General features: G+C 49.7%; 10 protein-coding genes and 1 rRNA gene (1 of these 11 cut by a window edge). 4 read left to right on the top strand and 7 right to left on the bottom strand.

The genetic code is table 11. The features are described 5' to 3' along the window. A 16S ribosomal RNA gene (locus OGY01_RS01900) occupies window positions 1–162 on the bottom strand (it extends 1,380 nt beyond the left edge of the window). Window positions 163–632: 470 nt separating this feature from the next. On the opposite strand from OGY01_RS01900, the gene OGY01_RS01895 reads away from it, so the two are divergent. Further along, complete coding sequence (locus OGY01_RS01895) at window positions 633–1,187, top strand: gamma carbonic anhydrase family protein (protein ID WP_286492307.1); 555 nt, start codon at window positions 633–635, stop codon at window positions 1,185–1,187. Here the strand turns inward: OGY01_RS01895 and OGY01_RS01890 are convergent. From OGY01_RS01890 to dprA, 6 genes are read right to left on the bottom strand one after another with little or no spacing between them, the layout of a single operon-like run. Next, window positions 1,163–1,420, bottom strand: a complete 258-nt coding sequence (locus tag OGY01_RS01890; protein ID WP_045448237.1) for a DUF1488 family protein — start codon at window positions 1,418–1,420, stop codon at window positions 1,163–1,165. The two genes, OGY01_RS01895 and OGY01_RS01890, sit on opposite strands and share 25 nt — an antisense overlap. Continuing rightward, on the bottom strand, window positions 1,417–2,238 hold the full coding sequence (gene aroE, locus OGY01_RS01885) for a shikimate dehydrogenase (RefSeq protein ID WP_286492306.1): 822 nt from the start codon (window positions 2,236–2,238) through the stop codon (window positions 1,417–1,419). Before aroE ends, OGY01_RS01890 begins: the two co-directional genes overlap by 4 nt. A gap of 1 nt (window position 2,239) precedes the next feature. Beyond that, the gene (gene tsaC, locus OGY01_RS01880) at window positions 2,240–2,812 is read right to left on the bottom strand and encodes an L-threonylcarbamoyladenylate synthase type 1 TsaC (RefSeq protein ID WP_045448243.1); all 573 of its coding nucleotides are present in this window, start codon (window positions 2,810–2,812) and stop codon (window positions 2,240–2,242) included. Window positions 2,813–2,815: 3 nt separating this feature from the next. Then, window positions 2,816–3,358 (bottom strand): DNA topoisomerase family protein, encoded by a 543-nt coding sequence (locus OGY01_RS01875; RefSeq protein ID WP_045448246.1) that lies wholly within the window; start codon window positions 3,356–3,358, stop codon window positions 2,816–2,818. 26 nt (window positions 3,359–3,384) lie between these two features. After that, window positions 3,385–3,858 carry a DUF494 family protein Smg gene (smg, locus tag OGY01_RS01870; protein ID WP_045448249.1) on the bottom strand — a complete coding sequence of 158 codons (474 nt, stop codon included), beginning with the start codon at window positions 3,856–3,858 and terminating at the stop codon, window positions 3,385–3,387. Then, window positions 3,830–4,954, bottom strand: a complete 1,125-nt coding sequence (dprA, locus tag OGY01_RS01865) for a DNA-protecting protein DprA (protein WP_048222825.1) — start codon at window positions 4,952–4,954, stop codon at window positions 3,830–3,832. The genes smg and dprA overlap by 29 nt, the downstream gene beginning before the upstream one ends. 129 nt (window positions 4,955–5,083) lie before the next feature. Between dprA and def the strand changes: the two genes are divergently transcribed. Genes def through rsmB form a run of 3 tightly spaced genes read left to right on the top strand, consistent with a single transcriptional unit; the run spans window position 5,084 to window position 7,897 of the window. After that, window positions 5,084–5,593: a peptide deformylase gene (def, locus tag OGY01_RS01860; RefSeq protein ID WP_048222827.1), complete on the top strand. Its 510-nt coding sequence runs from the start codon at window positions 5,084–5,086 to the stop codon at window positions 5,591–5,593. Window positions 5,594–5,607: 14 nt separating this feature from the next. After that, entirely contained in the window at window positions 5,608–6,555 is a 948-nt protein-coding gene (fmt, locus tag OGY01_RS01855; protein ID WP_286492305.1) for a methionyl-tRNA formyltransferase, read from the top strand. A gap of 52 nt (window positions 6,556–6,607) precedes the next feature. After that, a complete protein-coding gene (gene rsmB, locus OGY01_RS01850) occupies window positions 6,608–7,897 on the top strand; it encodes a 16S rRNA (cytosine(967)-C(5))-methyltransferase RsmB (protein WP_286492304.1) in 1,290 nt (429 codons plus the stop codon). The last annotated feature ends 17 nt before the right edge of the window (window positions 7,898–7,914 follow it).

Genomic DNA, 7,914 nt, shown 5'->3' with positions numbered 1-7,914 from the left:
TTTCCAGTAGTTATCCCCCTCCATCGGGCAGTTTCCCAGACATTACTCACCCGTCCGCCACTCGTCACCCAAGGAGCAAGCTCCTCTGTGCTACCGTTCGACTTGCATGTGTTAGGCCTGCCGCCAGCGTTCAATCTGAGCCATGATCAAACTCTTCAATTTAAGTTTGATGCTCGTGAATTAAACTTCGTAATGAATTACGTGTTCACTCAGAGACTTGGTATTCATTTTTCGTCTTGCGACGTTAAGAATCCGTATCATTGAGTGCCCACACAGATTGTCTGATAAATTGTTAAAGAGCAGTTGCGACGCGCTTTAGCGCTCTGTCGCGAGGTGGCGTATATTACGCTTTCCTCTTTCAGAGTCAACCCTGAATATCAGGATTTTTCTCTTCAACCGAACCGGCTGTTTGCGTGAAGTGATTCACATCCGCCGTGTCGATGGAGGCGCATTATAGGGATCCCATTTTTTAGCACAAGTGTTTTTTAGATCTTTTTTACTGAATGACGTTTTTTTGCCCCTTTCGCTACATTCCTGCGCAATTTGGCTGATTTTTGATAACTAAATCACTTGCACAGTCTCAATAATCCAACCAAAGTCTTCATTACCGCTCTATTTTCGTTGAGGTAAACATGTCTGATGTACTACGTCCTTATAAGGATCTTTTCCCACAGATCGGGGAACGCGTGATGATCGATACCAGCAGTGTCGTCATTGGTGATGTTCGCCTGGCTGATGATGTCGGGATCTGGCCACTGGTGGCTATCCGTGGTGATGTTAACTACGTGCAAATTGGCGCTTGTACGAACATTCAGGACGGTAGCGTGCTACATGTCACGCATAAATCCTCTTCTAACCCACAGGGTAACCCACTCATCATTGGTGAGGATGTCACCGTAGGTCATAAAGTGATGCTGCACGGCTGCGTCATTGGCAACCGTGTTTTGGTCGGTATGGGTTCGATTCTGCTGGACGGTGTGGTAGTAGAAGATGACGTTATGATTGGTGCAGGAAGCCTGGTTCCACAAAATAAACGCCTGGAAAGCGGGTATCTGTACCTGGGAAGTCCAGTAAAGCAGATCCGCCCACTGAGTGATGAAGAGAAAGCTGGTCTACAATACTCCGCTAACAACTATGTGAAGTGGAAAGACGAGTATTTAAGTCAGGGTAACCAGACCCAGCCGTGATCGTCTTCTTGCTGGGCTTGGATCAGTGTTTCTGCCTCTTCTTCCAGATCCCAGCGATGCATCCGAAAAATCTCCAGCCACTGTTCAGGCGTGTCGCCACCAAAGCGATGCGCCAACACTTCTCCCTTTATGGCACATATTAGCTGCATGCCATGAACCATAGCAGGAAAGACGACAGCATTGATATCTGCTTTCCACTCTTCTCTATCGGGGAACTGGATCGCCTGATTCATGCGGACAGTTCCTGTTGCAACTTTTTAATGATTGGTTCAATCTCCGGCAGTACGCCATGCCAGAGTAAAACAGCATGCGCCGCTTGCCCCACCAGCATTCCCAAGCCATCAGCATAACGTTTTGCTCCCTGAAGCACACACCAGGAAAGGAACGGTGTTGCGCCTTTCTGATAAAACATGTCGTAACAACAGACGGAAGCATGAATCAACGATGCAGGAATGGCTGGAACATCACCACTAATTCCACTGGACGTCGCATTAATAATCAGATCGAATTCGTAGTTCTCAAGTTCATCCATCCCTGCTGCCTGAACACTGCCGGTATGGGAGAAGATCTGAGCCAGTTCTTCAGCTCGAGATGCGGTACGGTTAACGATGGTAACCGCACAATCCATAGAAAGAAGAGGCAACAATACTCCACGGGACGCACCACCAGCGCCAATAAGCAAAATACGTGTCCCGGGGCGAATAAAAGATAAACGCTCAAGATCGCTTAACAAGCCAATGCCATCGGTGTTATCTCCCAGTAAACGCCCATCCTCCAGACGCTTAAGCGTATTGACCGCCCCGGCAAGTGACGCCCGTTCAGTCAATTCATCGGCTCGCGAAAATGCCTCTTCTTTAAAAGGAACGGTAATATTCGCTCCCTTCCCCCCTTCAGCAAAGAAGGTGTTCAGCGTATTCACAAAGTTATTGATTGGCGCCAGTACACGCCCATAGGAATGATCAATCTTCAGCTGCTGAGCAAATTGCTGATGGATTAAAGGCGATTTACTGTGCGCTATCGGATTACCAAAAACAGCATAGGCTTCTTTCATATTACCCCTGTCGAAACTGTTCACCCGTCAAAGCATCACGGATTTCCGAAGGATTCAAACGCCCTCCGGTATCGCCTTCAACAACGGGAAAGTCTACACCGAACTGCGCTCGTACTTCCTCTACCGTTCTGCAAGGGGGTAAACCACTCAAATTAGCACTGGTAGAGACTAACGGTTTGCCATAAGCCTGGCACAATGCAACCACTAGCGGGTGATCCGTGACGCGAACGGCCAGAGAATCAAAACGCCCTGTCAACCAACGAGGGGTGGAAGAACGAGCAGGAAAAACAAAAGTGACCGGGCCTGGCCAGCGAGCAAAAACAGCTTTACGTTGTGTATCGGTAAGCATGCTGTCATCGATATACGGTTTGAGTTGCTCAAAACTAGCCGCAATCAGAATTAAGCCTTTTTCAATTGGCCGTTGTTTCAGCTCCAGTAAGCGGGTAACCGCCATTTCACTATCAGGATTACAGCCTACGCCGAAAACAGCTTCCGTTGGATAGGCGATGACATTTTCTTGTTTCAGAACTTCTATCGCCGCAGCGATTGTGTCTGTGGGCAGGTTATTATTCACTTTTTATTCCGCCGATATCGGCTTTCCACATTGTTTACTGGCACAGAAGTGTTTCACACCCTGCGCGGTTTTCTTTTCGATGAGGAGCGGATAGTGACACTCAGGACACTCTCCAGCTAAAGGTTTGAAGTTAATGACAAACTGGCACTCCGGATAGCGATCGCAGGAGTAAAACGTTTTGCCATAACGGGAGCGGCGCTGAACCAGATGGCCCGTCTGGCATTGAGGACAAACAATTGCCGTTTCATCAGGTTTGTCGATAAGTTCGGTATGTTCGCAGGCAGGATAATCACTGCAACCAATAAACATCCCGAATCGTCCTTGCCTCAGCACCAGCTCTGAACCACATACAGGACAAAACTTACCCTCCAAAACTTTGACTATATGTCCGTCCGCAGAAGATTTAAGCGGACGGACATAATCGCATTCTGGATAGTGTGAACAGCCGAGAAACGGACCGTGTTTCCCGGAGCGAATAACCAGTTCGGCCCCGCATTGTGGGCAGGGATCGTTTTTACGCACCGTAAACAGTGCTGATTTAGCCATAACAACTCATACTGAACGAAGATTGATTAATGCAGCATACCTTCATTCACTTCAAAGAGTAATTCTTCCATTTGTTGATATGCATTTTCACAACCTGGAATGTTGAATAAAACCATCAGGATCACCCACTTCAGGTCTTCCAGATCGAACTCTGCCGTATCCAGTGCGAGTACGCGTTCAATCACCATTTCTCGCGTTTCGAGGTTTAGCACCTGAATCTGTTCCAGGAATAACAAGAACCCCCGACAACTCGCATCCAGTCGATCGCACTCTTCTGCAGTATAAATACGCATAGAAAGAGGATCCGATGCAAGCTGCATAGGCTCAGCAAGGCCGTCCTGATAATCAGCAAGCTTTTCCAGCCACAGTAACGCGTTGTAGATGTCTTCACGATCAAAACCAGCGTCGGTAAGATCCCGTTCCAGTTTGTCCTGATCCACACGTAGCTCTGCTTCGTTATGGATATATGTCTCAAACAAATACATTAGTACGTCGAACATGGCTTGCCCTCCTCAATCGGACATAGCCGCCGGGTACAGCTGCGATCCATCCTGCTAACTCCAGTTCGAGTAGCTGAGCCACTACCTCTGGCACAGGTTGGCCGGCACGTTCAGCGACGACGTCAACAGGTGTTACCTCATCTCCTACGTTAGCCAGGAGCTCAGGAAATGGCAATGCCACCTCTTCGTGATCTGGCGAATAAATTGAATTTTCAGGCTCATCTGGCAACCAATGTAACCCGTATTGCAAATTTTCCAGAATATCCTCTGGCATCGTCACAAGTGTCGCCCCCTGCTTAATGAGCCAATGAGGACCTTCGCTACCCGGACTCCCGATTGGCCCGGGCAAGGCAAATACCTCTCGTCCTTGTTCCAGTGCACAACGTGCCGTAACCAGTGAGCCGCTACGCTGTGCAGCTTCAACGACCAGCACTCCTTTACTTAGACCACTGATAATACGATTTCGTTGGGGGAAATTACGCGGTAAAGGAAGCGTGTCCAGAGGGAATTCAGACACCAGCGCACCTCCAGCCTCAACCAGATGTTCAGCGAGACAAACATGCCGCCTTGGATGAATGGTTTCCAATCCATTCCCCAGCACTGCAATACTTGTCCCTTTCATATTCACCGCGGCCTTGTGTGCCACGCCATCAATACCTCGAGCGAGTCCACTGGTGATCGTCACCCCATACGCAGCGAGCTTTTCACAAAAAAAACGCCCCCAACGCTCGCCATACCAGGAGTGCTGCCGGTTACCTACGACTGCGACCTGAAATGAATGAAGGCATTCGGGATTTCCAACAACAAAGAGGACTCCTGGATAATCCTCAATAGCGCGAAGTTGCGAAGGATAATGCATGCTGTCGGCAACAATTAAATAGTGATGGGGCAGTTCCAGCCAGCGCAGCGTTTTATCCAGAGTAGACTCTGGAAAGGTTAAGAAACGCTCTGCCTGTCGCTCCGAGAATCCTGCATGTTGAAGTATCGCTTTGTTAATACAGGGCAGAGCAATAAGCAAGTGAGCGACGCGAACCATCTCATCACCATACAGCTCACTCACTCGTGTTAAACGTAACCAAATCTCGGTGTGGGTCATCCTTATTCCCCTGCCACAAGCAGCCTTAGCAATCTTTGCGATTGGTCACTGATGCTGTCAATCAGAGGGGGTTTTGTCTAGAATAGAGGTAATAATCTTTCCAACTCCTGAATACAACTCTGGATAACTATGTCAGTTTTGCAAGTGTTACATATTCCGGACGAGCGTCTTCGCAAAGTCGCAAAACCGGTTGAAGAAGTGAATGCAGAAATTCAGCGTATCGTCGATGATATGTTCGAAACGATGTACGCCGAAGAAGGTATCGGTCTGGCGGCAACGCAGGTCGATATTCATCAACGTATTATTGTTATTGATGTCTCTGAAAACCGCGACGAGCGTCTGGTGCTAATTAACCCGGAACTGCTGGAAAAAAACGGTGAGACTGGAATTGAAGAAGGTTGCCTGTCGATCCCGGAACAGCGAGCACTCGTACCACGCGCTGAGACCGTTAAAATTCGTGCGCTCGATCGCGATGGTAAACCTTTTGAACTCGAAGCCGATGGCTTGTTAGCCATCTGTATTCAACATGAAATGGATCACCTGGTCGGTAAACTGTTTATCGATTATCTGTCTCCGTTGAAGCAACAACGTATTCGTCAGAAAGTTGAAAAACTCGACCGTCTGAACGCACGAGCTTAAGGACAAGGATCAACGTGTCAGAATCACTACGTATAATTTTTGCGGGTACACCTGACTTTGCAGCGCGTCATCTCGACGCGTTGCTGTCTTCTGGACATAACGTCGTCGGCGTATTCACCCAACCGGACCGCCCTGCTGGACGCGGCAAAAAGCTGATGCCCAGTCCGGTAAAAGTACTGGCGGAAGAGAAAGGGTTACCTGTTTTTCAACCTGTTTCTCTTCGTCCCCAGGAAAACCAGCAGTTGGTTGCTGACTTACACGCAGACGTAATGGTAGTGGTGGCATATGGCCTGATCCTGCCGAAAGCCGTGCTGGATATGCCGCGTCTGGGGTGCATCAACGTTCACGGTTCTCTGCTTCCGCGCTGGAGAGGCGCTGCCCCTATCCAACGTTCGCTCTGGGCTGGCGATGCTGAAACAGGCGTTACCATTATGCAGATGGATGTTGGTCTTGATACGGGTGATATGTTGCATAAACTCTCCTGCCCAATCACCGCCGACGATACCAGTGCCAGCCTCTATGACAAGCTGGCTAAGCTCGGCCCTCAGGGTCTGCTGCATACGTTGCATCTGCTGGCAACTGGTACCGCAAAACCTGAGGTTCAGGACGAGTCGCTGGCTTGCTATGCTGAGAAGCTCAGTAAAGAAGAGGCACGCGTGGACTGGACGCTCAGCGCCGCACAACTGGAACGCTGCATCCGAGCCTTTAACCCATGGCCAATGAGCTACATCGTCATCGACGAGCAACCGGTCAAAATCTGGCAAGCTACGGTCATCGATAAACCTGCCGGTGCCGAACCAGGGACTATCCTGGAGGCAACCCGTCAGGGCATCCAGATAGCGACAGGCGATGGCATCCTGAATCTCATCTCTTTGCAGCCTGCCGGTAAAAAGGCCATGAGCGCGCAGGATTTGCTTAATTCGCGCCGGGAGTGGTTCGTGCCCGGAAATCGTCTGCTCTGACGGTTCATCTCTTTAAAGCCCGGGCTCTCCGGGCATTTTTATTTTTGCGCTTATGAAAAAACATATTAATTTACGCAGTATGGCGGCCCAGGCCGTCGAACAGGTTGTTGAAAAAGGGCAGTCGTTGAGCAATGTGCTACCCGCCATGCAGCAGAAAGTATCCGATAAAGATAAAGCGCTGTTACAGGAGCTTTGCTTTGGCGTGTTACGTACGCTTTCCCAACTAGAGTGGATAATTAAACAGCTGATGGAACGCCCGATGACGGGCAAACAGCGCACAGTTCACTATCTGGTCATGGTTGGCCTCTACCAGTTGTTGTATACCCGTATTCCACATCATGCGGCGCTTGCCGAGACTGTAGAAGGCGCAGTTGTTATCAAGCGTCCGCAGTTGAAAGGACTAATTAACGGCGTCTTACGCCAGTTTCAACGCCGCCAGGAAGAACTACTCACTGAGTTTGCACACAGCGAGCTACGTTTCTTACATCCGTCCTGGTTAGTGAAGCGTATTAAAAGTGCCTATCCGCAGCAATGGGAAGCTATTCTTGAGGCAAATAACCAGCGTCCACCAATGTGGCTGCGCGTAAATCGCAACCACCACAACCGTGATGCCTGGCTGAGCCTGTTGAATGAAGCGGGCCTGACCGGTTTCCCACATCCGGAATACCCAGATGCCGTGCGGCTGGAAACTCCTGTATCGGTACTGGCTTTACCTGGTTTCGAACAGGGCTGGGTAACAGTCCAGGATGCCTCAGCTCAGGGCTGCATGAGCTATCTGCAACCGCAAAATGGTGAGCAGATCCTTGATTTATGCTGCGCCCCTGGTGGTAAGACAACACATATTCTGGAAGTAGCCCCCGAGGCTAACGTAACAGCAGTGGACGTTGATGAAAAACGTTTGTCACGTGTATACGACAACCTGAAACGCCTTGGCATGAAGGCGACCATTAAGCAGGGTGATGGACGCTACCCGCAACAATGGTGTGGTGAGCAGAAGTTCGATCGTATTTTGCTGGATGCACCTTGTTCAGCGACTGGAGTCATTCGTCGCCATCCCGATATCAAATGGCTGCGCCGTGACCGGGATATTGCCGAACTCGCACAGTTACAGGCTGAGATCCTTAATGCAACGTGGGCACATCTGAAGCCTGGCGGCACGCTGGTTTATGCGACCTGCTCTATTTTACCGGAAGAGAACCAGCAACAGATTGCAGGCTTCCTGGCCCGTACGCCAGATGCAGTATTAAGCGAAACGGGTACGTCAGAGCAACCCGGACGTCAGAATTTACCGGCTGCGGAAGCAGGTGATGGCTTCTTTTACGCTAAGCTAATCAAAAAGTGATGAGATAATGGGTCGCG

Source organism: Citrobacter sp. Cm038, assembly GCF_030333105.1.
Lineage (GTDB): Bacteria > Pseudomonadota > Gammaproteobacteria > Enterobacterales > Enterobacteriaceae > Citrobacter > Citrobacter murliniae.
This window is presented reverse-complemented; position numbering and strand designations above follow the sequence as displayed.